General features: G+C 70.7%; 19 protein-coding genes. 4 read left to right on the top strand and 15 right to left on the bottom strand.

Annotation, left to right across the window (positions count from 1 at the left end):
* Positions 1–16: 16 nt before the first annotated feature.
* The 12 genes from nuoK to JJJ14_RS10080 form a co-directional block, all read right to left on the bottom strand.
* Positions 17–322: an NADH-quinone oxidoreductase subunit NuoK gene (gene nuoK, locus JJJ14_RS10025; RefSeq protein WP_003787144.1), complete on the bottom strand. Its 306-nt coding sequence runs from the start codon at positions 320–322 to the stop codon at positions 17–19.
* Complete coding sequence (locus JJJ14_RS10030) at positions 319–1320, bottom strand: NADH-quinone oxidoreductase subunit J (RefSeq protein WP_020991759.1); 1002 nt, start codon at positions 1318–1320, stop codon at positions 319–321. Before JJJ14_RS10030 ends, nuoK begins: the two co-directional genes overlap by 4 nt.
* A complete protein-coding gene (gene nuoI / locus JJJ14_RS10035) occupies positions 1317–2027 on the bottom strand; it encodes an NADH-quinone oxidoreductase subunit NuoI (RefSeq protein ID WP_003787147.1) in 711 nt (236 codons plus the stop codon). The genes JJJ14_RS10030 and nuoI overlap by 4 nt, the downstream gene beginning before the upstream one ends.
* Positions 2020–3648 carry an NADH-quinone oxidoreductase subunit NuoH gene (gene nuoH, locus JJJ14_RS10040; protein WP_201444029.1) on the bottom strand — a complete coding sequence of 543 codons (1629 nt, stop codon included), beginning with the start codon at positions 3646–3648 and terminating at the stop codon, positions 2020–2022. Before nuoH ends, nuoI begins: the two co-directional genes overlap by 8 nt.
* Positions 3645–6395, bottom strand: coding sequence for an NADH-quinone oxidoreductase subunit G (locus JJJ14_RS10045; RefSeq protein ID WP_201444030.1), 2751 nt, complete (start codon positions 6393–6395; stop codon positions 3645–3647). The genes nuoH and JJJ14_RS10045 overlap by 4 nt, the downstream gene beginning before the upstream one ends.
* Before the next feature lie 3 nt (positions 6396–6398).
* On the bottom strand, positions 6399–7730 hold the full coding sequence (nuoF, locus tag JJJ14_RS10050; RefSeq protein ID WP_101558704.1) for an NADH-quinone oxidoreductase subunit NuoF: 1332 nt from the start codon (positions 7728–7730) through the stop codon (positions 6399–6401).
* Positions 7727–8497 (bottom strand): NADH-quinone oxidoreductase subunit NuoE, encoded by a 771-nt coding sequence (nuoE, locus tag JJJ14_RS10055; protein WP_141406597.1) that lies wholly within the window; start codon positions 8495–8497, stop codon positions 7727–7729. The genes nuoF and nuoE overlap by 4 nt, the downstream gene beginning before the upstream one ends.
* Positions 8497–9885, bottom strand: a complete 1389-nt coding sequence (locus JJJ14_RS10060) for an NADH-quinone oxidoreductase subunit D (protein WP_101558706.1) — start codon at positions 9883–9885, stop codon at positions 8497–8499. The genes nuoE and JJJ14_RS10060 overlap by 1 nt, the downstream gene beginning before the upstream one ends.
* The gene (locus JJJ14_RS10065) at positions 9885–10661 is read right to left on the bottom strand and encodes an NADH-quinone oxidoreductase subunit C (protein WP_010614069.1); all 777 of its coding nucleotides are present in this window, start codon (positions 10659–10661) and stop codon (positions 9885–9887) included. The genes JJJ14_RS10060 and JJJ14_RS10065 overlap by 1 nt, the downstream gene beginning before the upstream one ends.
* Positions 10658–11272, bottom strand: coding sequence for an NADH-quinone oxidoreductase subunit B (locus tag JJJ14_RS10070; RefSeq protein ID WP_178385014.1), 615 nt, complete (start codon positions 11270–11272; stop codon positions 10658–10660). The genes JJJ14_RS10065 and JJJ14_RS10070 overlap by 4 nt, the downstream gene beginning before the upstream one ends.
* A 62-nt stretch (positions 11273–11334) precedes the next feature.
* Positions 11335–11694 (bottom strand): NADH-quinone oxidoreductase subunit A, encoded by a 360-nt coding sequence (gene ndhC, locus JJJ14_RS10075; RefSeq protein WP_003787163.1) that lies wholly within the window; start codon positions 11692–11694, stop codon positions 11335–11337.
* Positions 11691–12992 carry a geranylgeranyl reductase family protein gene (locus JJJ14_RS10080; protein WP_201444031.1) on the bottom strand — a complete coding sequence of 434 codons (1302 nt, stop codon included), beginning with the start codon at positions 12990–12992 and terminating at the stop codon, positions 11691–11693. Before JJJ14_RS10080 ends, ndhC begins: the two co-directional genes overlap by 4 nt.
* A gap of 377 nt (positions 12993–13369) precedes the next feature.
* Here JJJ14_RS10080 and JJJ14_RS10085 point away from each other — a divergent pair, with 377 nt between their 5' ends.
* Both JJJ14_RS10085 and JJJ14_RS10090 read left to right on the top strand, forming a co-directional pair.
* Complete coding sequence (locus JJJ14_RS10085) at positions 13370–14095, top strand: demethylmenaquinone methyltransferase (protein WP_201444032.1); 726 nt, start codon at positions 13370–13372, stop codon at positions 14093–14095.
* A gap of 34 nt (positions 14096–14129) precedes the next feature.
* Positions 14130–15500, top strand: a complete 1371-nt coding sequence (locus tag JJJ14_RS10090) for an isochorismate synthase (protein WP_201444033.1) — start codon at positions 14130–14132, stop codon at positions 15498–15500.
* Between the two features lie 23 nt (positions 15501–15523).
* On the opposite strand, the gene JJJ14_RS10095 is transcribed toward JJJ14_RS10090, so the two are convergent.
* The 3 genes from JJJ14_RS10095 to JJJ14_RS10105 form a co-directional block, all read right to left on the bottom strand.
* On the bottom strand, positions 15524–17263 hold the full coding sequence (locus JJJ14_RS10095; protein ID WP_201444034.1) for a S1C family serine protease: 1740 nt from the start codon (positions 17261–17263) through the stop codon (positions 15524–15526).
* A gap of 211 nt (positions 17264–17474) precedes the next feature.
* Entirely contained in the window at positions 17475–19286 is a 1812-nt protein-coding gene (gene menD, locus JJJ14_RS10100) for a 2-succinyl-5-enolpyruvyl-6-hydroxy-3-cyclohexene-1-carboxylic-acid synthase (RefSeq protein ID WP_236592802.1), read from the bottom strand.
* A gap of 85 nt (positions 19287–19371) precedes the next feature.
* Complete coding sequence (locus JJJ14_RS10105; RefSeq protein WP_101558711.1) at positions 19372–20472, bottom strand: o-succinylbenzoate synthase; 1101 nt, start codon at positions 20470–20472, stop codon at positions 19372–19374.
* Between the two features lie 215 nt (positions 20473–20687).
* On the opposite strand from JJJ14_RS10105, the gene JJJ14_RS10110 reads away from it, so the two are divergent.
* On the top strand, positions 20688–21251 hold the full coding sequence (locus JJJ14_RS10110) for a hypothetical protein (RefSeq protein WP_233431566.1): 564 nt from the start codon (positions 20688–20690) through the stop codon (positions 21249–21251).
* A 313-nt stretch (positions 21252–21564) separates the two neighbouring features.
* Positions 21565–22113 (top strand): hypothetical protein, encoded by a 549-nt coding sequence (locus JJJ14_RS10115; protein ID WP_101558712.1) that lies wholly within the window; start codon positions 21565–21567, stop codon positions 22111–22113.
* Positions 22114–22120: the final 7 nt, after the last annotated feature.

Here is a 22120-nt window from a genome sequence, read left to right on the forward strand (position 1 = left end):
TCGGTGGTCTCTCCCCTCAGTTCTTGAGCAGGTTCTCGTCGTCGACCGACGTGGACCTGCGGGTGCGGAAGATGGATACGACGATGCTCAGACCCACCACGACCTCGGCGGCGGCCACCACCATGACGAAGAAGGCGAAGACCTGGCCGGTGAGGTTGCCGTGGATCCGGGAGAAGGTGACCAGGACGAGGTTGACGGAGTTGAGCATGAGCTCAACCCCCATGAGCTCGATGATGGCGTTGCGGCGCAGCAGCACCGTGAGTGCCCCCAGGGTGAACAGCACCCCGGCCAGGATGAGGTAGACGGTGATGGGGAGACTCACTTCTCCTCCTTCTGCTCCGGGGCGGCCGAGTCGGCTGCCCCGTCATCGCTGAGGACGGGCTGCTTGACGGTGGGGGCGGCGGCGCCGGGCATGGACGGCATCCCGGAGCGGCGGGCGTCCCGGGGGCCGCCGGTCCGACCGGTCTGGCCGGCCCCGGCCAGGCGGGAGACGATCGTGCCCGAGCGCTGGGCCAGTCCCATCTCCGGGGAGACGTCCGACAGCTCCAGGCCCTGGCCGCGGGCCCGCAGGACCCGGGGCACCGACTCCTCGACGGCCTCGCCCTGGGCGTCCAGGGCCGGAGCGGCGGCGGAGTTGGTGGAGGCGTAGACGCCGGGCATGGGCTTCTGGCCCGGGTGGGCGCCCTTGGCGGCGTAGTCCTGCATCTTGCCCGCGGCCACCGCCCGCTGACTGAGCCGGGCCCGGATGCGCTGGCGGTGGGTGAGGGTCAGGGCGCCGACGGCGGCGACGATGAGCAGGATGGCGGTCAGCTCCATGGTGACGACGTGGTCGTGGTAGAGCGTGACGGCCAGCAGGTCGGGAGCGGCCTTGGCGCCGTCCTTGAGACCGGCCGGCTTCGGCAGGGTGGAGCGCCACACGACGGCGGTCAGGGCGCCGGCCAGCCCCAGTCCCAGGAGGATGAGGACCGGGCGCCTCATGACGGTACCGGCGGCACCCACCGGCTCGTCACCGCCGACGCCCACGAGCATGATGACGAACAGGACGAGGGTCATGACGGCGCCGGTGTAGACCACGACCTGGGTGATGCCCATGAAGGGTGACTCGTTGACGATGTAGAGGACGGCCAGCGAGATCATGATGCCGATCATGTTGATGGCGGCGTTCACGGCGCGCTTGGCGGTCAGGACGCCGATGCCGCAGGCCACGGTGACCAGGGCGACGACGCCGAAGACGATGGCCTCGCCCAGCCCCAGGTGACCGTCCTGAGTCAGGGCGGTCGGGGCGACGGCGGGGGCGCCGGTCATCAGCAGGGTGCTCATCGCAGGGCTCCCTTCACGGTGTGGCGGCTGCCCCGGCCGGAGGCGGTGGGGGCGGCCTTGGCGCGGGCGGACTCCAGGCTGGGGTCCTCGGGTCGGTGGCTCCGCACCCAGTCGATCTGGGCCTGGGTGGAGCCGACGACCTTCCCGCGGTAGTAGTCGCCGTCCTCGGTGCCCTCGACCATGGGGTGGGGCGCGGACACGGCGCCCTCGGGCACGGGGGCCAGCAGGTCCTCCTTCTCGTAGATGAGGCCCTCGCGGCCGGGGCCGACGAGCTCGTCGAAGTCGGTGGACATGGTCAGGGCCCGGGTGGGGCAGGCCTCGATGCACATGCCGCAGAAGATGCAGCGCAGGTAGTTGATCTGGTAGACGCGCCCGTAGCGCTCGCCGGGCGAGTACTGGGCGCCGGGCTCGTTGGAGGCGGCCTCGACGTAGATCGCGTCGGCGGGGCAGGCCCAGGCGCACAGCTCGCAGCCGATGCACTTCTCCAGGCCGTCGTCGTAGCGGTTGAGCTGGTGGCGCCCGTGGTAGCGGGGCATCACCTGCGGCGGTTCGAAGGGGTACTGCTCGGTGACCACCGGGCGGAACATCGAGGAGATGGTGACCCCGTAGCCGGCCACGGGCGCGAAGGCGCGGGCCAGGGCGGAGGGAGCGTCACGCAGCCACTTGTCGTGCTGCGAGCCCCGGGAACGGTGGGGGCGATCAGTCATCTTTTCCCTCCTGGGGTGCCTCAGCGGCCGTGTCTGTGTCCTTGCCGCCGGCCGGATCGGCCTTGAGGTCAAGAGTGAAGGTGGGCAGGGCGGTGGCTGCGTCCGTACCGGCCGGAGCTGCCGTGCCGGCCACATCTGCTGAGTCGGGGGACTCGGCAGAGGCGGCGGAGTCTGCGGAGCCGGCTGCGTCGTCGTCCTCGATGTCGGTGTCCTCCAGGAGGCCGACGGCGGTGGCCGCCCCGGTCTCGGGATCTGTCTCCTCCGCAGCGAGGGCGGCGCGGCGGGCGCGCGGTGAGGGCGGCAGGGACGTGCCCGGAGGCGGCGGGACCGGGAAGCCCTCGAGGAAGGCGACGTGGTCGTCCTCGGCGTCCAGGATCTCGACATCCTCGTCGTCGGCGTCCTCGTCGTCGTCCTCATAGTCCTCGTAGAGCTCCTCCTCTTCCTCCTTGTCGGGGATGAGGAAGAGGATGAACATGATGACGCAGAAGACGACGGCCATCGGCAGCAGCAGGGCCTGCACGGAGGCGCCCGAGAAGGTGCGGAAGGCGCGCACCACGGCCACCAGCACGAACCAGACCAGGGAGATCGGGATGAGGACCTTCCAGCCCAGTTTCATGAAGTGGTCGTAGCGGATGCGCACGAGGGTCCCACGGGTCCAGATCATGAAGAACATGACGGCCCAGACCTTGGCGACGAACCACAGCATCGGCCACCAGCCGGAGTTGGCGCCCTCCCAGAACAGGCTGAGGATCGCCGAGCGCCAGCCGCCCAGGAACAGGGTGACGCACACGGCCGAGACGTTGAACATGTTGATGTACTCGGCCAGGAAGTACCAGGCGAACTTCATCGAGGAGTACTCGACCATGTGGCCGGCGACGAGCTCGCCCTCGGCCTCGGGCAGGTCGAAGGGGAGGCGGTTGACCTCACCGACCATGGAGATGACGTAGATGATGAAGCTGGGCACCATCGCCACGGCCCACCAGATGCGCTGCTGGGCGGTCACGATCCCGGAGGTGGACATGGTCCCCGAGGCCAGGAAGACCGTGAGGATGGACAGGCTCATGCTCAGCTCGTAGGAGATGACTTGAGCGGCGCTGCGCACGGCACCGAAGAGCGGGTAGGTGGAGTGCGTGGACCAGCCGCCCAGGATGATCCCGTAGACGCCGAAGGCGGTGATGGCCAGGATGTAGAGGACCGCCACCGGGAAGTCGGTCAGCTGCAGGGGTGTGGAGTGGCCGAAGATGCTCACCTGCGGCCCGAAGGGGATGACCGCGTAGACCATGAAGGCGCTGAAGGCGGCGATGAGCGGCGCCAGGAGGTAGATGACCTTCTCGGCCCCCTTGAGCCAGAAGTCCTCCTTCATGATGAGCTTGCCGGCGTCGGCGACCGCCTGGAGCAGGCCGAGGGGGCCGTTGACGTTGGGGCCCAGGCGGGTCTGCATGCGGGCCAGGCCGCGCCGCTCCACCCACAGCGCCATCATGACGCTGACGATGAGGAAGGCGACGATGAAGCCGGCCTTGATGAGGGTCAGCCACCAGGTCTCGGCGGAGAAGTCGGCGGTCACGCCCCCGTTGGGCAGGGCGTCGTCGGCAGCGGCCTGAGCCGCGTAGATCGGGTTCACCTCAGTACCTCCGCTGCATGGGTCACGGTGACCTGGGAGCCGTGCCCGGCGCCCAGGGTCTGGTGGACGGTGGAGCCCGCCGAGCACTCGGGCAGCCACACGGTGCCGTCGCTGACGCCGCCGACGACGGCCGGCAGGGTGATGGATCCGGCGGCGGTCGCCACGGTCACCTCCTGGCCGGCTGCCAGCGACAGGCGCTGGGCGAGGTCGGCGCCCACCCGGGCGACGGGGCGCAGGGCGGTGGCGGCCAGGAAGGGCTCACCGTCCTGGAGGCGCCCGGCGTCGAGCATGGGCTTGTGAGTGGTCAGTCGGGCCTCGACGCCGTCGTCGGCGGGGGCGGGGGCGCCGGCGCAGACCGCCGGGGCGGGCCCGAAGGCGACCGACGGGCGCTGCCCGCGCCACAGGCCCAGGTCGGCGAGCTGCTCGTGCAGGACGACCAGGTCGTCGACCTGCAGGTCGACTCCCATCTCGTCGGCGAGCATGCCCAGGACCTGGCGGTCGGTGCGCGAGCGCGAGACGTGGGCCTGGCCGAAGGGGCGCACGCGCCCCTCCCAGTTGACGAAGGTGCCGTTCTTCTCCACGGCCGGGGCCACGGGCAGGACGACGTCGGCGTGCTCACTGACCTCGCTGCGGCGCACCTCGAGCTGGACGGTGAAGCCGCTGGCGGCCAGGGCCGCGCGGGCCAGGCCCGGGTCGGGGAAGTCACGCAGGTCGATGCCGCCGACAACCGCGCCGCCCAGGCTCCCCTCCAGGAGCGCCGAGAGGATCGCGGTGGCGTCGCGGCCGGGCGTCGCGGGCAGGAGGTGCTCGGGGCCCAGGTTCCAGGCCTGCTCGACCTGGGCGCGGGCCTCGGGGTCGGTCACGGGGCGCCCCCCGGGCAGGAGGCCGGGCAGCAGACCCGCCTCGATGCCGCCGCGCTCGCCGCTGCGGCGCGGCACCCAGGCCAGGTGGGCGCCGGTGGCGGTGGCCAGGGCGTCGGCGACGCTCAGCAGGCCGGGGACGCGGACGGCGCGCTCACCGATGAGGATGGTGGCGCCGTCGGCCCGCAGGGCCTCGACGAGCTCGGGGTGGGTCTGGCTGAGGTGGGCGACGACGCGGGCCTCCTCACCGGGCGGGGTGAGGATGGCCTGGGCGGAGAGCTTGCGGCTGCCGGCGCTCAGGCAGGTGGTCACGGTGGCCACCTTGACGCCGCCGGCGCGCACGCCCTTGCGCAGGCGCAGGAACAGGGAGCCGCACTCGTCCTCGGGCTCCAGGCCCAGGAGCAGGACCTGACCGGCCCGCTCCAGGTGGCGGTAGGTGACGGCGCCCAGTCCGGTGCCGGCCACGCGGGCGGCCAGGAAGGAGTCCTCCTCCTGGCTGTGGCTGCGCACGCGCTGGTCGATGTCGTTGGTGCCCAGGGCGGTGCGGGCGAAGCGGGACCAGGCCCAGGCGTCCTCCAGGGTGAGGCGGCCGCCGGGCAGGAGCCCCACTCCCCCATCGGCGGCGGCGCGGACCAGCCCCTGGGCGGCCACGTCCAGGGCGTCGGACCAGGAGGTGGAGACGAGCTCGCCGGTCTCCTCGTCGCGCACGAGCGGCACGGTGAGGCGGTCGGGCTGGGAGGACCAGGTGAAGGCGAAGCGGTCCTTGTCGGTGATCCACTCCTCGTTGACCTCGGGGTCGTTGCCGGCGAGGTGACGCAGGACGACGCCGCGGCGCATGTCGACGCGGATGGCGGAGCCGGAGGCGTCGTGCTCGGTGACGGAGTCGGTGGAGACCAGGTCCATGGGGCGGGCCCGGAAGCGGTACTTCGCGGAGGTCAGGGCGCCCACGGGGCAGATCTGGATGATGTTGCCCGAGAAGTAGGAGGCGAAGGGGCGCCCGGAGGCGTCCAGATCCTCGCGGCCGGCGCCGAGGTCGGGGCCGTAGTCGGTGCCGTCGGAGGCGCCGGGCTCGCCGCCGGGGCCGGTCAGGTCTCCCAGGGCGCTCAGGGAGGGCACGCCGCGGATCGTCTGGAGGTCGTCGTCGAGCCCCTCCTGGGGCGCCTCGGTGTGGAAGTCCAGGACGCGGGCGTCGAAGCGCCCGATCTGCTCGGAGTACAGGCCCCCGGCGTGCTCGGGCTCGCCGTCCATGTCGAAGGAGGGGTGCCCGCCGCCGCGGCCCTGGAGGGCGATGAAGGGGTCACCGGGGATCTGGTCGGCGAAGCGCACGCAGCGCTGGCACAGGATGCAGCGGTCGCGGTCCAGCAGGATGTTGCTGGTCAGGCGCAGCGGCTTGGGGAAGGTGCGCTTGACATCGGTGAAGCGGGTGGCGGACTGGGCGCCGGAGGCCATGAGCTCCAGGGCCTGGTTCTGCAGAGGGCACTCGCCGCCCTTGTCGCACACCGGGCAGTCCAGCGGGTGGTTGATGAGGAGGAACTCCATGGTGCCGGCCTGGGCCTTGGCGGCGACCTCGCTGGTGGCCTGGGTGGAGATCTCCATGCCCTCCATGGCGGTCATGGCGCAGGAGGGCTGGGGCTTGGGCATGGGCCGCACGACGCCGTCGCGCCCGGGCATCGCCACCTCCACCAGGCACTGGCGGCAGTTGGCCGACGGCGCGAGCAGCGGGTGGTCGCAGAAGCGCGGGATGCGCACGCCGACCTGCTCGGCGGCGCGGATGAGGAGGGTCCCCTTCTCGACCTCGACGGGCAGCCCGTCAATAGTCATGTGGACCATCTCGGGGGCCGGGGGCGCCGCGGGTGCGGAGCTCTTGGTGGTCGTCTCAGCAGTCATGGCTCACCGTGCGCTTTCGAAGACGGAGGAGGCGGCGTAGGGGAAGAGCTCGCCGGCGGCGGCGGTGTAGCCGGCCTCGAACTCTTCGCGGAACCGCTTGATGCCGGTCAGGACCGGGGTGGCGGAGGCGTCACCCAGGGCGCAGAAGGAGCGTCCGGCGATGTTGGAGGCGATGGACTCGAGCTTCTCGACGTCGCCGGGCAGACCGCGCCCGGCCTCCAGGCGCAGCATGATCTGGCGCATCCAGTAGGTGCCCTCGCGGCAGGGGGTGCACTTGCCGCAGGACTCATGCTGGTAGAACTCGGTCCACCGGGTGACCACGCGCACCACGGAGACGGTCTCGTCGAAGACCTGCAGGGCGCGGGTACCCAGCATGGAGCCGGCCTCGGCCACGGACTCGTAGTCCAGGGGGACGTCGAGCTCGTCGGGGCCGAAGATCGGCGTCGAGGAGCCTCCCGGCACCCAGAACTTCAGCTCGTGGCCGGGACGGATGCCGCCGGAGAGCTCGATGAGCTCGCGCATGGTGATGCCGAAGGGGGCCTCGTACTGGCCCGGATGGGCCACGTGGCCGGAGACGGAGAAGATGCCGTGGCCCTTGGACTTCTCGGTGCCCATGGTGGAGTACCACTGGGCGCCGCGGGCCAGGATCGCCGGGACCGAGGCGATGGTCTCGACGTTGTTGACCACCGTGGGCCGGGCGTAGAGGCCGGCGACGGCGGGGAAGGGCGGCTTGAGGCGGGGGTGGCCGCGGCGGCCCTCCAGGGAGTCCAGCAGGGCGGTCTCCTCACCGCAGATGTAGGCGCCGGCGCCGGCGTGGGCGGTGATGCGAAGCCGCTGCTGGCCGTCGAGCCCGAAGCCGGTGTCCAGCAGGCCGGACTCGGTGGCCTCGCGCACGGCGCTGAGCAGGCGGCGGTAGACGTGGGGGACCTCGCCGCGCAGGTAGACGAAGGCGTGGTCGCCGCCGATGGCTCGCGAGGTGATGGCGATGCCCTCGATGAGCGCCTGCGGGTTGGACATGATGGTGGGGATGTCCTTGCAGGTGCCCGGCTCGGACTCGTCGGCGTTGACCACGAGGTAGCGCGGGCCGCCGTCGACCGGGGGCAGGAAGGACCACTTCAGGCCGGTGGGGAAGCCGGCGCCGCCGCGTCCGCGCAGGCCGGAGTCCTTGATGAGGCCGATGAGCTCCTCGCAGCTGAGGGTCTTGGCCTTCTTGAGGCCCTCGTAGCCGCCGTGGTCGAGGTAGCTCTGCAGGGTCCAGGAGCGCTCCTGGTCCCACAGGTCGCTCAGGACCGGGGTGAGGGTCCCTGGCGCGGTGTAGGTGGCGGTGTCACTCACTTGGTCTCCTCCTTCGGCGCGGTCCAGCCCTGCTCGCGGGCGATGCGCAGGCCACGCAGGGTCGGCTCGCCGGGGCCGCGCCCCTCGTCGGTGCGGCCGTCCTCGAAGCCGGCCAGCAGGCGCTCGTTCTCGCGGAAGGTGGGGACGGTCTCGGGACCGCGGGTGGGGGCGACGTCCTCGCCGCGCTCGAGGGCCTTAATCATGGCGACGGCGGAGTCAGGGGTCTGGTTGTCGAAGAACTCCCAGTTGACCATGACGACGGGGGCGTAGTCGCAGGCGGCGTTGCACTCGACGCGCTCGAGGCTGATGGTGCCGTCCTCGCTGGTCTCCTCGGCGCCCAGGCCGGTGTGCTCGGTGACCGCCTTCCAGATCTCGTCCCCGCCCATGACGGCGCACAGGGCGTTGGTGCACACGCCCACGTGGTAGGTGCCCACCGGGTGACGGCGGAACTGGCTGTAGAAGGTGGCTACGGCGCTGACCTCGGCCCGCTCCAGGCCGAGCCGGGCGGCGCACAGGGCGATGCCGGCCGGGGAGACGTAGCCGTCCACGGACTGGATGAGGTGGAGCATCGGAATGAGGGCGCTGCGCTCCTTGCCCGCCGGGTAACGGGCGATGATCCGCTCGATGTCGACCTGCAGGCTCTGGGCGACCTCTGAGCTGTAGCCGGCGGCCACGGCGGCTTGCGCGACGGTGCCCACCGGGCCGACCGCGCTGACGGTGGCGATGGTCTCGACGGCCGGGTTGACTGCGTTCTCGGTGGTGCTCATCAGCGGTCCACGCCTCCCAGGACGGGGTCGATGGAGGCCAGGGTGGGCACGAGGTCGGCGATCATGCCGCCCTCCCCCATCATGGCCAGCGACTGCAGGTTGGAGAAGGAGGGGTCGCGGAAGTGGACCCGGTAGGGGCGGGTGCCGCCGTCGGAGACGGCGTGGACGCCCAGGATCCCCTTGGCGTGCTCGACGGTCTGGTAGACCTGCCCGGCCGGGACCCGGAAGCCCTGGGTCACCAGCTTGAAGTGGTGGATGAGGGACTCCATGGAGCTGCCCATGATCTCGCGCACGTGCTCCAGGGACTGGCCCTGGCCGTCGGTGGCGATGGACATGCGGGCGGGCCAGGCGATGGTCGGGTCGGCCACCATCGTGGTGTTGGAGGGGTCGTCGCCGCGGGCGGCGATCTCCTCGAGGCGGTCCAGGCACTGGGAGACGATCTTGAGGGACTCGTAGGCCTCGTCCAGGCGGATGCGCAGGCGGTTGTAGCAGTCGGAGACCTTGTAGGTGGGAACCCGGAAGTCGTAGGTCTCGTAGCCGCAGTACGGGTTGGTGCGCCGCAGGTCCAGCGGGTAGCCGGCCGCGCGCAGGCAGGGCCCGGTCAGGCCCAGGGCGAGCCCTCCGGCCAGGCTGATCTCCCCCACGCCGATGAAGCGGGACTTGAGGATCGGGTTCTCCAGGAGCAGCAGCTCGAGCTCGTGGATGTCCTTCTTGATGTCCGGCATGACCGAGCGCACGAACTCGGTGAAGCCCTCGGGGATGTCCTGGGCCAGGCCCCCGGGGCGGATGTAGGCGTGGTTCATGCGCAGCCCGGAGACCATCTCGAAGGCCTTGAGGATGTTCTCGCGGCAGCGGAAGGCGATGGTCATGAGCGTGGTGCCGCCCATCTCGTTGCCCCCGGTGCCCACGGCCACGACGTGGGAGGCGATGCGGTTGAGCTCCATGAGCAGCACACGGGTGACGGTGGCCTTCTCCGGGATGTCGTCGGTGATGCCCAGGAGCTTCTCGACGGCGAGCGCGTAGGCGACCTCCTGGAAGAAGGGGGCCACGTAGTCCATGCGGGTCACGAAGGTCTCGCCCTGCACCCAGGTGCGATACTCCATGTTCTTCTCGATACCGGTGTGCAGGTAGCCGGTTCCGACGCGGACCTCGGTGACGACCTCGCCGTCGGCCTCCAGGACCAGGCGCAGCACGCCGTGGGTGGAGGGGTGGACCGGGCCCATGTTGAGGACGATCCGGTCGTTGCGCAGGCGGTCGGCCTCGTCGCGCTCGGCGATCTGGGCGACGACGTCGTCCCAGTCTCCGCCGCTGACGGTGAACTGCTCGGCGCCGGCGGACAGCTCGTCCGTGGCGGGGCCGGAGGCGCGGAAGGTGCGTGCGGTGCTCATCAGCGGTAGGACCTCCGGGTGTCGGCGGGCGGGGTCTGGGCGCCCTTGTACTCGACGGGGATGCCGCCCAGCGGGTAGTCCTTGCGCTGGGGGTGGCCCACCCAGTCGTCGGGCATGGCGGTGCGGGTCAGGTGGGGGTGGCCGTCGAAGACGATGCCCATGAGGTCCCAGGTCTCACGCTCGTGCCAGTCGTTGCCGGGGTAGAGCGAGACGAGGGAGGGCACGTGCGGGTCGGTCTCAGGGCAGGCGACCTGCAGGCGCAGCTGGCGTCCACCGTGGGTCAGGCTCATGAGCTGGATGCAGGCGTGCAGCTCGCGCCCGGCCAGCTCGGGGTAGTGGACGCCGCTGACGCCCAGGCACAGCTCGAAGCGCAGGTCCTGGTCGTCGCGCAGGGGGCGGGCGACGTCGAGCAGGTGCTCGCGGGCGATGAACAGGGTGAGCTCGTCGTGCTCGATGACGACCTTCTCGATGGCTGCGGCCGGGTCGATGCCGGCCTCCTGGAGGTCCTCGATGAGGGCGTCGACGACGTCGTCGAACCATCCGCCGTAGGGGCGCGCGGCGGCGGGGGCGAGGGTGACGACGCTGCGGTGCTCGCCGTAGCCGGTGGTGTCGCCTGCGTCGGAGGCGCCGAACTGGCCGGTGGGGGCGGTGATGACCTCCAGGCGCAGCTCGGGGCGCACGGGGGTGCCGGCGACCTCGGGGACCGCGGGGGCCTCGGGAGTCTCGGTCAGGGCCTCGGAGCCTGAGTCGTGTGCCGGGGTGTTCTTCTCACTCATGCCAGCAGGCCCTTCATCTCATGGGTGGGGGTGGCCGACAGCGCGGCGGCCTCGACGGCGCGGGCGATCTCCTCGCGGTGCTTGAACAGCGGCTTCTTCTCGATCTGGCGGGTGAGCTCGAGCATGGCGTTGAGGAGCATCTCGGGGCGCGGCGGGCAGCCCGGCAGGTAGATGTCCACCGGGACGATGTGGTCGCAGCCCTGGACGACGGCGTAGTTGTTGAAGATGCCTCCCGAGGAGGCGCAGGCCCCCATGGAGATGACCCACTTGGGCTCGGGCATGGAGTCGTAGACGTTGCGCACGATGGGGGCCATCTTGTGGGAGACGCGGCCCGAGACGATCATGACGTCGGCGTGGCGCGGGGAGGCGCGGAAGACCTCCCAGCCGAAGCGGGCCATGTCGAAGCGGGGGGTGCCGGCGGCCATCATCTCGATGGCGCAGCAGGCCAGGCCCATGGTGACGGGCCACATGGAGCGGGCCTGGGCCAGGCCCGCGAGCTTCTCGACGGTGGTCAGCAGGAAGCCCGGGCTGTCCACCTCGGCGGCAGCGGCGGCGTAGGGGTCGTGGCGCTTGGAGGGGATGGACGCCATGTAGGCGTTGTGCTTCTTCATGCTCTTCACTGCTGTGTTCTCCTTGGGATCGTCGGGCTGGGTCCTGGCCGTTCAGAGCGGCTTCAGTCCCAGTCCAGTCCGCCGCGACGCCACTCGAGGATGTAGGGCACGGTGATGAGGCCGATGAACAGGACGGCCGCCCCCAGCCCGAAGAAGCCCAGGCGCCCGAAGGCCGTCGCCCAGGGGTAGAGGAAGACCACCTCGACGTCGAAGATGATGAAGGTCATGCCCACCAGGTAGAAGGAGACGGGGAAGCGCCCGTGCTCGGTGTTGGCGGGGGTGGGGTCGATGCCGCACTCGTAGTTGGCGACCTTGACCCGGTTGCGCCGGGCGGGGCTGATGATGGCGCTCATGGCCAGACCGCCGACGGCCACCAGGAGGGCCAGCGCGGCCATGATGAGCAGGGAGGCGTAGGGGTTCATGCTTCCGGCACCATCCTTGTCAGGAGCTGGATGAAGTGGTCGATTCCGTCGCCGCCGCGGCGCTCCCACCCGTCGGACAGGAGCTTGGTGACGAGCTTCATGAGGCGCTTGCGCGGCAGCCCGTAGCGGGTGCACAGGCGCATGACCTCGGGGTGCTCGATGAGGGCGACGAAGACACGGCCGAGCGTGTAGTAGCCGCCCATCTCGGAGCTGAGGGCCTTGGGGTACTGGGCCAGGACCTGTTCACGGCCGGAGGTGGTCGTGCGGGCTGATGCCTGGGCGGCGGCCTGGGCGGCCAGGCGGCCGGACATGAGGGCCTGGGCGATGCCCTCGCCGTTGAAGGGCGAGACCATGCCGCCTGCGTCGCCCAACAGCATGAGGCCGTCTGCGTAGTGCGGCTTGCGGTTGAAGGCCATCGGCAGGGCGGCGCTGACCAGGCCGCCGACCTGGTTCTCCTTGGTGAAGCCCCAGGAGGCCGGGACGTTGTCCATCCAGCGGTTGAACACGGCGCGGTAGTCGATGGCGGTGGCCTGGGCGCGCGAGGAGACCGAGCCGAGTCCGACGTTGACCAGCCCCTCCCCCACGGACCAGATCCAGCCGTAGCCGGGCAGGAGGTCGGACTTGCCGGGAGTGCCGTCCCACAGCTCGAGGCGGGACTCCATCCAGGCGTCCTTGGCGCGCGGGGAGCGGAAGTAGGCGCGCACGGCCACGCCCATGGGGCGGCGCTCGTTCTTGGTGCGCCCGACGGCGGTGGCCAGGCGGGCCGAGACGCCTCCGGCGTCGACGACCAGCGGGGCGGTGAAGGTGGTGGGCCCCTCGATGCCGGGGTAGGCGACCCGGTTGGTGGGGCGGGCCTCAACACCGGTGACGCGCCCGGTGGGCGAGGTGACGGGGGCGGTGACGGTGACGCCGGTGAGCAGGCGGGCGCCGGCTGCGGCGGCGTGCTCGGCCAGGTCGCGGTCGAGCAGGGCGCGGGGGCGGGCCATCCCGTAGGAGGGGAAGGAGGCCTGCTCCGGCCAGGGGAAGTGGAGGAGGTGCCCGCCGCCGATGACGCGTAGGCCGCGGTTGCGCTGCCAGCCGGTGGTGTCCATCCCCATGGAGACCAGCTCGCGCACGGCCGAGGGGGTCAGGCCGTCCCCACAGACCTTGTCCCGGCCGAGCCCCTGCTTCTCCAGCAGGATGACATCGAGGCCGAGAGTGGCCATGTGGTAGGCCGCCGAGGAGCCGGCCGGGCCGGCCCCGACGACGATGACGTCGGCAGAGGCGGAGGCGCTGGACTGGGCGGCTGCCTGGCTCACTCGGGCTTCCCTCCTCGGCACTTCTGGTACAGCGGGCGTTGTCATAGGCATCACAGTTGGCACCGTAATGCAGGCCCCGCACTGGGCGGAGCCTGTGCCGACTGTACCCAGGCGACCGACGCCTCCATGACGGGAGCGGCGAGACAGGAGGCGAACCGCAGTTTTCGTTGCCGTGACGGCAATCCTCAGAGAAGTCCCCACCTCAACGGCAGATGGTGGCGCCCCAGAATTACGCTGCAAGTGAGTGACGAATTTCAACACTGTCGGACGGGACCTGCGTCCTAGAGCGGCACCGGCGCGGTCGGAGGCCGGCTGGGAGCGGTCTGCGGCACGCCTTGGCGGCGAGACCGCGGCCGGGATTTGCGATGATGACCCCCATGAGCCGATCCCCCCTTCGAGCCAGCCTCGCCAAGGACCCACGTGAGGTCGCCGGGATGTTCGACGCCGTTGCGCGCCGCTACGACCTGTCCAATGACGTGATGAGCCTGTTCCAGGTGCACATGTGGCGCCGGGTGACGCGCGCGGCCGTCGCCGCGAGGCCGGGGACGCGAGTCCTGGACCTGGCCGCGGGGACCGGCACCTCCTCGGTGGAGTACGCCGCCGACGGCGCCGAGGTCGTGGCCTGCGACTTCTCCACCGGCATGGTGGCCGAGGGCAAGCGTCGCCACCCCGAGATCGCCTTCGTGGCCGGGGACGCCACGGCGCTGCCCTTCGCCGACGAGAGCTTCGACGTCGTCACCATCTCCTACGGGCTGCGCAACGTGCAGGACACGGCGCGGGCACTGTCGGAGATGCGCCGGGTGACGGTACCGGGCGGGCGGATCGTCATCGCGGAGTTCTCCACCCCGACCTGGCCGGCCTTCCGCCACCTGTACCGCTTCTACCTGGGCAGCGCCCTGCCGGCCGCCGCCCGCCTGGTCTCGTCGAACACCGAGGCCTACGACTACCTGGGCGAGTCGATCCTGGCCTGGCCGGACCAGCGGGAGCTGGCCGGCCTCATGCAGCAGGCCGGCTGGCGGGGCGTGGGCTACAAGAACCTCTCCGGCGGGATCGTCGCGGTTCACCGGGCCACGCGGCCCGTGCCCGCCCAGGGCGAGCAGTGAGAACCGACCTGAGCAGCGACCCGGGGCCGACGTCGTGAGGGCAGAGCACTGCCTGGCCGCCCCGCCGCGGCTGTCCTTCCGCACCCATGAGCTGCCTGAGGGTGCACTGGAGGGGCTGGCTCTCATCGATCTACTGGCGGGCCGCGAGGACGTCAGCTCCTGGGTTCACGAGGGGCGCGGACTCATCGGCCTGGGCCGCGTCCTGGTGATCGAGGCCAGCGGGGCGGACCGCATTGAGACACTGCGGGCCGCGTGGCGGGCCGTCGTCGGCGTGGCCTGGTGGCGTGATGCGCTGGTCCGCCCCGGGACCGGGCCGGTGGCACTGGGCGCGATCACCTTCTCCCCCAGCTCCGAGCAGTCCTCAGTCCTGGTGGTTCCCGAGGTCCTCGTCGGGCTGGACGACTCCGGCGCCTGGCTGACGACCGTGGTGCCCGGACCTGACGACGGGAGCGAGCCGGAGCACCCGGATCCCGGGATGCTCCTGGGGGCACTGGTGGCCGATGCTCGTGCAGCGGTCGACCGGGAGCCCGCCGACGACGATGGGGACTCCGGGGACTCCGGCGGCACCACCGCCGTTGAGGCCGGGGCGCTCAGCGAGGAGCAGTGGTGCCGGGCGGTCTGCGCCACGCAGGAGCGGATGCGTGCGGGGCAGGCCCGCAAGGTGGTCCTGGCCCGCGACGTGCTGGCCTACCCGGGCGGGCCGCTGGCCACCGGTACGGTCCTGCAGCGCCTGGCCAGCGACTACCCCTCCACCTGGGTCTTCGCCGTCGACCAGATGGTGGGCGCCAGTCCTGAGCTGCTGCTGCGCCTACAGGATCGACGCCTCATGAGCAGGGTGCTGGCCGGTACGGCCCGCCGGCACGCCGGCGAGGACGCTCTGGCGACGGCACGCCTGGCCTCCTGGCTGGAGGGCTCGGAGAAGAACAACCGGGAGCATGAGCTGGCCCGGGACTCGGCGATCACGGCGCTGGAACCATTGTGCTCGGTGGTGGAGGCCCCCGCCCGCTTTGTCCTGACGCTGCCGAACGTCCTGCACCTGGCGAGTGACGTCACCGGGGTTGTTGCCGGAGACACCGGGGCGCTGGCCCTGGTGGACGCGCTGCACCCGACAGCGGCCGTGTGCGGGACGCCAACCCAGGCGGCGGCGCGCCTCATCGAGGAGGCCGAGTCCATGGACCGGGGACGTTACGCCGGGCCCGTGGGCTGGGTGGACTGGCACGGCGAGGGCGAGTGGTGCATCGCGTTGCGCAGCGCCCAGCTGCCCACAGGAGGTCCCGGACCGCAGTCGCCCGCGAGAGTGTTCGGGGGCGGCGGCATCATGCCGGACTCCGAGCCGGTCGACGAGCTGGCGGAGACGACCGCCAAGATGCGCCCCATGCTGGGGGCACTCGGCGTGCGTCTCTGAGACGACTCTGGGCGGCTATCGCGTCAGGAGTCCTTGCGCTCGGCCAGGGTCACGTCGATGTCCTGCTTCTTGGAGTCGCGGATGACCGTGAGCTTGACCTTGTCGTTGGCGGAGTACTGGCGCACGTAGCCGGTGAGAGCCGACCCCTGGGCGGTGGTCTTCCCATCGATGGCGATGACGACGTCATCCTTCTTCAGTCCGGCCTTGTCGGCCGGTGAGCCACCTTCGACCGAGGTGATCTTGGCGCCGGCGCGCTTCTCGCCGTCGGCCGTGGCACCAGCGGTGTCAAGGCTGACTCCCAGGTAGGCGTGCGTGGCCGTCCCGGACTTGATGAGCTGCTTGGCGACCTTGTCGGCCAGCTTGACGGGGATGGCGAAACCGATGCCGATGCTTCCCGAGCCTCCCTCGCCGCCGCCGGAGCGGCTCATCGTGGCGATGGAGCTGGTGATCCCGATGACCCGCCCCTTCTCATCGAAAAGGGGCCCTCCGGAATTGCCGGGGTTGATGGCTGCGTCGATCTGGATGGCGTTGGTGTAGACCGCCGAACCGCCCGATCCGTCCTCATTCTGGGAGTTGACGACGGGCCGGTCGAGGGCGGAGATGATTCCGGTGGTGACGGTCGAGGACAGGCCCAGCGGGTTACCGATCGCCATGACGTCCTGACCGGTGGCCAGCTTGTCGGAGTCTCCGAGCTGGGCGACCGTGAGGTTGTCGGGGGCGTCCTTGAGCTGGATGACCGCCAGGTCGGTGGCGGGGTCGGTACCGGTGGTCTCAGCGTCGTAGACGCGGCCGTCGGCCAGCGTCACCTGGATCTTGGAGGCCCCCGCCACCACGTGGTTGTTCGTGATGATGTGCCCCTCCTTGTCGAAGATGACTCCGGAGCCCAGGGCCTCGCCCCTGTCCGTGGCGACGGCGATGGAGACGACGGCGTTGGACACGGCGGCCGAGACGGCCTCCCAGTCGGGGGCCTGGCCGGCACTGTTAACGGTCTTGGTCGTGCTCCCGGTGGCGATAGCGGTGGGGGCGGCCGTGGAGCGCTGTGACGCGCCTCCGTCCCGGGCGTCGAGAGCCTTGATCGCTCCTACGGCACCGCCGGCCCCCAGCAGGGAGGCGACCAGTACGGAGGCGACCAGGGCGAACCAGCCCGGCCCCCGCCGGCGCCTCTTGGTGCCGCTGTCAGCGCCTGTGGCCTCCGAGGCCGCATAGAAGGACTCCCCGGTGGGGGCGCCGGCCGGCGCGTAGCCACCGGGCGTCGTCGGGACACTCATATAGGGCGAGCCGAGATGCGTCTGCTGCCCCTGGTAGGGCTGCTGGGCGGATGAGTAACTGGACGGCGCCGCCTGCTGCACCTGAGGGGCGGGGTACTGCCCCTGAGGCTGCTGCTGCGGCTGGTAGAACGGCTGCTGGGGCTGGTACTGCCCCTGGGCGGGCTGCGCGTAGAGCGACGCGGACTGCTCCGCGGGAAGCTGCGAGGTCGGCGGCTCGGTGGGAAGTATCCGGGTCTCGTTCCCATGCTGCACGTTCGCCCCCTGAGGCAGGACCGGCTCGGGCTGGGAGGCGTCGGCGGTGTAGGCCTGGGAGAGATCCGCGTAGCCGCCGTGGTCCTCGGTCACGCTCGCGCCCTCGCTGACGGAAGACGCCGTTGCCGGGCTGGCCTGGCTGCTGGCGGACCAGGAGTCGACACCGGAGTGAGCGCCGTCCGCCGCCGCCTCGGGCTCAGTGGGCCGGTATGCCTCCGGGTTCGTCTCGTCGTATCCGCTCATCTGTGCTCCTCCTCGGGCGTGTCGCCCTCTCAGATCCACGAGTAGACAACACCAGGGCTCTGTGCCGTTTCCGATGATTCCCTGAGGCTGTGCTGTGGATCGTATAACTGTTGTATCGCAGCGGGCTGAGAGCCCGGCGGTGGGTTCGGGCTGAGCCGGGGCCACCGCCGCAGGTCCTATCCCGCTGGTTTCCGTCCATCTCTATCGTCGTTCATGTTGTCACGGTGTGAGGACCGTGCCTCGTGGTCTCCCAGACGACGACGCTCACACCGTCGACCGGTTCAGCCAGGAGTCCGCGGAGGGCCTCGACATCATGGGGGACCTGGACGCGAGCCCCCAGGGCTGCCGCCAGCGCAGCGATATCCGCCCGCTGAGGGGCGGTGAAGAGCCGTTCGAACCGGCCCGCTGGCGTGGTGCGGGCGTACTCGAGGTGGGAGAAGATCGCGCCCCCGCCGTCGTCGACGACGATCACCTGCAGGTCGGCCTCCTCCTCTCGCACACCCCGGTTCAAGGACATGGCGTCGTGGAGGAAGGCGAGGTCTCCCATGACGGCGCGAACCGGTTCCCCTGAGGCCATCCACAGTCCGATCCCGGTGGCGATGGTGCCGTCGATGCCCGCCAGGCCGCGGTTCGCGACCGCCTTCGGGGCAGCGGCGCCGGGCTGGGCGAGTCGGTCCAGGCGCCGCACCGTCATGGACGAGCCCAGCAGAAGGGTGGGGGCACCGGGGGCCTGACTGGCCTCCCACACGGCCCGGGCCAGGGCGTCGGCGCTGCTGGAGTGGTCCGGTTCGGGAAGATCCGCCACGGCCCGGCGCCAGGAGTCGGTCCAGGCCGTGTCGGCGCTCTCCAGGCCGAGGGAGGCGACTAGACGGGCCGAACGGAGGGCGGCGGCGTCGGCAGGCTCATGATCGGGACCGTCCATGGGGACGACCCGTCGAGCCCGCCCGGAGACGTCGGTCCACCGGGCACGCTCGGTCAGGACGGTGATGTCGAGATCCTCGCGCCCCAGGAGCGCGGTGATGGAGCGACTGAGGCTGGGGTGCCCCAGAACGAGGAGGTGCTCGGCCTGCTGGGCGAGCGCGCGACCCGCAGGGGTGCCCAGCAGCTCGGCGTAACGGCTCAGGGCCTGCGGGCCGCTGCGGGCCTGGGAGGTGGGTTCGGCCAGGAGTGGCCAGTTGAGGTGCTCGGCCAGAGACCTGGCCAGGGTGCCAACGCCCGGGTGGGCGGTGTCACCGGCGACGACGATCCCTCTCCCCTGCGCTAAGGAGCCAGAGCCGGCCGGCTGGCCGGCACCGGCCTCCGGGGTTCCGGCCAGCACGGCTGCCCGGGCAGCCGGGAACATGGGCGGGGAGGGCGGTGCCGGAGCGGCCGGCACCGCATCCTCCACGGTGTCCCCCACTGAGCTCTCCGCTGAGTTCTCCACCGTCAGGGGCGGACGGAAGCGGGCGTTGATCTGGACCGGCCCGGGATCCTGACTGAGGGTCCCGGTGGCGGCAGCGACGGCGCGGCGCACCTGCCCGGCGATGGCGGCGTCGGCCGCATGGCCCCCGAGGTCGGCTGCCAGGTCGGCGGGCAGATCCACCCCCAGGCGCAGGGCCGGTGCGAAGAGCCCGGTCTGCTCGGTGGTCTGGCTGGCACCGGTGCCGACCAGCTCGTGGGGCCGGTCAGCGCTGATGACGAGCAGGGGGATGCCGGCGGCGTCGGCCTCACTGACAGCCGGGTGAAGGTTGGAGACGGCCGTGCCCGAGGTGGTCACGACGGCGGCGCAGCGACCGCGCCCGTTCAGGGCGTGGGCGCGGGCGGCCCCCAGGGCGATGAAGCCGGCACTGCGCTCATCCAGCACGACGCGCAGCCGTAGGCGCCCGGCGTCGGCGGCGTCGGCCAGGGCCTCCGCCAGTGGGGCGCTGCGCGATCCCGGGCACAGGACGACCTCGCGCACGCCCTCGGCCAGGAGGGCCGCCACGAGGCTGCGCGCGTCGGCTATGGCGGGCGGGAGCTGCGGGCGCTCCGGGGAGTCGGTCACAGGGGCGAGGATACGAGAGCGCACCGCCTGCACTGCGCTGCGATTGGTCACAGTCCGGTGAGCCATGCGCACGGCTGGGGTGGGTCTACAGCGGCAGCCCCGCCACGGCCCGGCTGGGGTCACGGGCCTCGCGCTGGCGGCGGGCGTGCAGGGCGCCGGCCAGGTGCAGCAGACGCGTCTGCCAGTGCTTGGTGAGGTAGGGCCCCGCCTTGACCTCGTTCAGAAGGCGTTCGGAGACGGGGGCGGCGGCGTCCAGACGCAGGGTCCCGTTGCTGGGGCGAACGCTGGGCTCGGCGACGTCCTGAGTCAGCAGGCGCGTGGTCCCCAGGCCGCAGGCGTGACTGAGGGAGGGCAGGCTGAAGGCGAGCGTCGCGCCGGCCATGATGCCCACGGAGGTGTCCAGGGCGGAGGAGACGACAGCGGGCAGTCCAAGGCGCTCTGCCATGTCCAGTGCCCGGTGCACCCCGCCCAGCGGAGCCACCTTGAGGATGGCGACGTCGGCAGCGCGCCGGTGGACGATCTCCAGGGGGTTGGCAGACAGCCGGATCGACTCGTCAGCGGCGATGGGCACGTCGACGGCGCGGCGCAGGTCGGCCAGGTCGTAGACGGTGGCGCAGGGCTGTTCGGCGTACTCCAGCCCTCCGGCAGCCCGGTCCATGAGGGGCAGGTTCTCGCGGGCGGTGTCCAGGTCCCAGGCGCCGTTGACGTCGATACGCACCTTGCCGGAACGCCCCAGGGCCGAGCGGACCGCCTCGAGGCGCTCCAGGTCCGCCGAGCGCTTGTCGCCGCTGCCGCTGACTTTGACCTTGGCAGTCCTGGCTCCGGAGGCCCGCACCAGATCGGAGGCGTCCTGAGCACCGACCTCAGGGACGGTCACGTTGACGGGGATGGTCTCGCGGTAGCGGGGAAGAAGGGAGTTTCCCAGGGCCTGGCACAGTCCGGAGGCGAGCCAGGGAGCGCTGGCCTCCAACCCGTAGTCCCAGAAGGGCGCGACCTCACCCCAGCCCCCGGGGCCGTGGAGCAGGACGCCGTCGCGGCGGGTGATACCGCGAAACGGCGTCGTCAGAGGAATGTCCCAGACGACCGCGCGGTCGATGCGATCCAGCAGTCCCGTGGAGTCCTGAGCATGAAGAGAGGCGATGTCGATCTCGCCGTTGGCATGCTGATGGTCCGGACTCACGGGCACAGAATACGCACGATCTTCAATCAAGACGACGAAACCGGGACAAGGGTGGCGGGGCCCACCTCGGCAAACGCCCACGGGGCTGAGCACTGGACTGTCCGGCGCCGTCTCGCGCCCCCGTGCCGGCGTCGAGCGCGGCCGTGAGCGCAGGCCCCTGTCCGCGGGCCTTTGTAGAATGACTCGTGCGGTTGAATTCGCGATCACGCCGAGGGGAAGCCATGAACGAGGGCAGCACGGGGTCAGGGGACGCGGGGCACCATCACTGGAAGCCCGTCACGCCCGTCTCCGCGATGGTTGTGGGCCGCCTGGTTCTCGGGCTGCCCAGCGCCGTCGGCCTGACGATCATCGTGCTGGTCTGGTCGGCGCTGACCCGCGCCGGGCTGGGATTCGGCAGGGCGTGCTTGTTCTCCCTGGTGGCGGTGGCGATTCGCGAGCTCATCGACGCCTCGGCTCACCGACTCATCATGCGGGCCTGGCGCTCGAGGGATCCGCACGGCCTGCTGCTGACGATCATCGCCGCGACCTGCCCCGCGGTCGCAGGATTCCTGGCCGCTCGCCTCCTCGCCCCGGCATCGACGACGGCGCTGACGGTCCTCGCGTGGCTGCCGTTCATGGCCTTCGTCGCTCTCATTGAGAGGCCGTGGGACACCTCGCTCGGATACGACGCCCTCCAAGAGCGCATCCATCAGCCCCAGCCGATCCCGCCGGAGTACGTCACCGCCGACTTCCGCGACGCCCGCAAGTACCTGCCCGAGCTCCGGCCAGAGATGCTCCAGCGATAGCCCGGACAGCAGCAGACAGGGAGACTCCACCACCCCATTCGACCGATCGGCCGATTGTCTCACATCCACTGCCCCCACATGCGAAGACAAGAGATCAGCCATCGCCCGAATTTTTCCACCTCCCGTCAGAGCGTCGACACATCCGCAGCACGACGCGGCAGATCGCCCTCAAACGCCCAGCAACACCACTAGCACCACCTAACAGGCTCACCCTTGAGCCCTATCAAGTGTGACAGTCAACACACGACCCTTAGGATCATCCTGCAAGCACTTCCAACCTCACATACACACCCGCCGAGAGAGGAAAAGCAACATGGACCGCAGGAAGTTCCTGAGTACTGCCACTGTAGCCAGCACCGCAGGGATCGCGCTGACTCTGACATCAACATCCGCTTTCGCCGGCACAGCACGTCCAGGCAACACCATGGCGCCAGCCAAGACAGCCGCGTTGACCGATGCTCAGAAGGACCAAAAGCTCACCGATATCCTCAACGCCCTTGAGGCTGTTCCCGACGACCTCAAGAACGCCGACCCAGCCACGACACCCAACTACAAAGAACGCCTCACCGTTGCCACCAACGGCATTACTGTCGTTGAAGCCCCAGTCGCCACGCAGACGGAAGCCGCCCAAATGGGTGTCGGAGGTTGCTTACTCGCTGTCGCAGTCGTCATTGCCGAGTATGGCATCCCCGCAGCCAAGGTCGTCTCCTGGATCAGGAAGGCCCGAGCAACCTGGGGTGGAGTAAAGGGCATTATCGCAGCTATCCGAGGCGGATTCGCAGCCGCCCAGATCGGCGAGGAAGCTGCTACCGTTCTCATGGGAATCCTCGGTCTCGACAGCGTCGTCAACGCCTGCTTCTGATCGCTCC

Source organism: Actinomyces sp. HMT 175, assembly GCF_016694895.1.
Taxonomy (GTDB): domain Bacteria; phylum Actinomycetota; class Actinomycetes; order Actinomycetales; family Actinomycetaceae; genus Actinomyces; species Actinomyces oris.

What these genes read in the sequence shown, in the direction of transcription:
- JJJ14_RS10030 (WP_020991759.1), bottom strand. Translation starts at nt 1,320, where the DNA reads ATGAGCACCCTGCTGATGACCGGCGCCCCCGCCGTCGCCCCGACCGCC.
- nuoI (WP_003787147.1), bottom strand. Translation starts at nt 2,027, where the DNA reads ATGACTGATCGCCCCCACCGTTCCCGGGGCTCGCAGCACGACAAGTGG.
- JJJ14_RS10045 (WP_201444030.1), bottom strand. Translation starts at nt 6,395, where the DNA reads ATGACTGCTGAGACGACCACCAAGAGCTCCGCACCCGCGGCGCCCCCG.
- nuoE (WP_141406597.1), bottom strand. Translation starts at nt 8,497, where the DNA reads ATGAGCACCACCGAGAACGCAGTCAACCCGGCCGTCGAGACCATCGCC.
- JJJ14_RS10060 (WP_101558706.1), bottom strand. Translation starts at nt 9,885, where the DNA reads ATGAGCACCGCACGCACCTTCCGCGCCTCCGGCCCCGCCACGGACGAG.
- JJJ14_RS10065 (WP_010614069.1), bottom strand. Translation starts at nt 10,661, where the DNA reads ATGAGTGAGAAGAACACCCCGGCACACGACTCAGGCTCCGAGGCCCTG.
- JJJ14_RS10070 (WP_178385014.1), bottom strand. Translation starts at nt 11,272, where the DNA reads ATGAAGAAGCACAACGCCTACATGGCGTCCATCCCCTCCAAGCGCCAC.
- ndhC (WP_003787163.1), bottom strand. Translation starts at nt 11,694, where the DNA reads ATGAACCCCTACGCCTCCCTGCTCATCATGGCCGCGCTGGCCCTCCTG.
- JJJ14_RS10085 (WP_201444032.1), top strand. Translation starts at nt 13,370, where the DNA reads ATGAGCCGATCCCCCCTTCGAGCCAGCCTCGCCAAGGACCCACGTGAG.
- JJJ14_RS10095 (WP_201444034.1), bottom strand. Translation starts at nt 17,263, where the DNA reads ATGAGCGGATACGACGAGACGAACCCGGAGGCATACCGGCCCACTGAG.
- JJJ14_RS10110 (WP_233431566.1), top strand. Translation starts at nt 20,688, where the DNA reads ATGAACGAGGGCAGCACGGGGTCAGGGGACGCGGGGCACCATCACTGG.
- JJJ14_RS10115 (WP_101558712.1), top strand. Translation starts at nt 21,565, where the DNA reads ATGGACCGCAGGAAGTTCCTGAGTACTGCCACTGTAGCCAGCACCGCA.